Genomic DNA, 1,900 nt, shown 5'->3' on the forward strand with positions numbered 1-1,900 from the left:
TCGCCAACCTCGTATCTGACCGCTACACCACCGCCTGAGGACAGGCAATGAGCAGGTCAAACACGCCTCATCCGCTATCACGCACCAGCTCGTAAAGATGTTCACCTCATGCCAGGGGCCCCTGTCGTGCGCCCGAACTCCTACGAGCGCGGCCAGGGGGCCGGGACTGTCGGCGGCAGCGGTATCTCATCGAGCCGCAGCCACCGTTCCTGGTTGTTTTGATCCGGTAGGCAGAAGCGCACGTCCCCGGCCTCGTCCGCCTCATACGGGACATCACCCACCGCTCGCAGCAGGGCCCGCGGTCTCGGATAGGGGGTCTGCATCGCGCGGCCGCGCACCCCCTCACCGCGCAGGGCGGCCAGGGTGTAGGACGCGACGTTCACCCCGGTACGCCGGTGGCCGTCGGCGTGGGCCACCGCTTCCGGGTGCTCCACGATCTGGTTCTGGATCGCCAGGTCGACCGGCAGCAGGTCGGCCCGCACCCCCAGCTGTCCGTAGGCGTTGCGCAGCGTCATGCACGCGTCCACGCATATGTTCGCCGGGACACGGCCATCGGCGAGGGCCACCCACAGGTACGGCAGCACCAGTTCCACCAGCTGGTCCGGCTTCGCGTGCTGCAACATCCGCGCCATCTGGTCCAGGCTTCCCCGCAGTGGCAACCCGCCGCCCGGCAACACCGCAGCAGCCGCGCGCGGACGCGGTACCGAACGAGGGGGGACCCGCTTCTGCGGCGTTCGCTGCTTCCTGCCCAGCTTCTGCTTCGACATGAGCAGAGCCTAAAGATCCCAACCGGCATCGCGACAGACCGCGTTCACCGCCTGACCACGCCCCCATCAGCTTTCGTCAGCCGCCGCCTCGACCCGGGCTGGGCCGCAGGGGCGGGCGGCGTCGCGGCCGGGGCTGGCCCAGCCAGGAGGCCCAGCGCAGGGTGCCGAGCTGCGTCGACGGCAGCAGGCCAGCATCGATGAGCGCAGCGCGGCCCGCTTCGCGTCCGGCGATCTCGTACCCGAGCTCGCAGGAGTCCACGTCGTGGAAGGTGCCGTCCGTGAGCAGGACTGCGGCTGCCACTCCCCCGAGCCCCTCCAACAGGCCCGCTCGCAGCGCCGGGAGGTACTCGGCGGGCAGCCGCGGCGGAGCGGGACGGCTGGCGCCAGCGCGCGGCCAACCTGGAAGGCGAGCAGGACCACCCGTTCGCCGTCGACTACCGCACCTGCCGCCGCTGCCTGGCTCGGCTGGGTCGAGAACCCCTACACCTCCGAGCCATTCCAGCGTTGCGGGCTGGCCGCTGCGGGGCTGGCCACGCTACGCCGGGAGCATCCCGGCCTGTCCTGGCACACCCTCGGCGGCCACTTCCGCGACTCCCGCGCCTTCTGGCCACGGTCGGCGAGGGGGTGCCAGGTGGCTACCAGCAACGCGAGGTATGCCCGCACGTTCCTCACGGGTGAGGGCGTACCGCCGGTCAGGTGCTCTCACCACCAGGGAGGAGCCGGAGCGCCCAGTGGCCCGCCCGGAAGACGTGCGAAGGGCGCCAGGCGGGCTCCACAGCCGATGCTGCACCGACGATTGCGCGTCCGCACGGCAAGCTGGGCCGCACGGTGTGCCCCGCGTCAGGCAGAGGCCTCCGCCCACGGGGTGCCCCATTGACAGGGTCGGACCCGCTCAACGGCAGAGTTCGTCGAGATCCTCGGCGAAGGTCGCGAACTCAGCCCGGGCCTCAGCGATGATCTCCCGGGCGGGCCGACGCGGGGTGGTCGAGTGCCGCTCGGCGAGCTCGGCCAGGGCCGGGGCCGGGCGGGCCTCACGCTCCTAGGGACTGTTTCTCGGATCATGTTCGGAGCCAGATAGCGAGGGCTGCGAATGTGACGGTGCCGAGGTAGATGTAGGCGCGTTTCTCGTAGCG

At 70.8% G+C, this 1,900-nt stretch carries 2 protein-coding genes; both read right to left on the reverse strand.

Annotated features, from left to right (window positions below; translation table 11 throughout):
• Window positions 1–140: 140 nt before the first annotated feature.
• Window positions 141–767, reverse strand: coding sequence for a hypothetical protein (locus ACZ53N_RS37225; protein ID WP_469145115.1), 627 nt, complete (start codon window positions 765–767; stop codon window positions 141–143).
• Between the two features lie 76 nt (window positions 768–843).
• Window positions 844–1,068, reverse strand: a complete 225-nt coding sequence (locus ACZ53N_RS37230) for a hypothetical protein (protein ID WP_469145116.1) — start codon at window positions 1,066–1,068, stop codon at window positions 844–846.
• Window positions 1,069–1,900 lie beyond the last annotated feature (832 nt).

The organism is Streptomyces sp. NPDC033229, from assembly GCF_055576875.1.

Bases quoted from the DNA above. Each gene is read 5' to 3' on its own strand.
- ACZ53N_RS37225 (WP_469145115.1), bottom strand. From the start codon at position 767: ATGTCGAAGCAGAAGCTGGGCAGGAAGCAGCGAACGCCGCAGAAGCGG.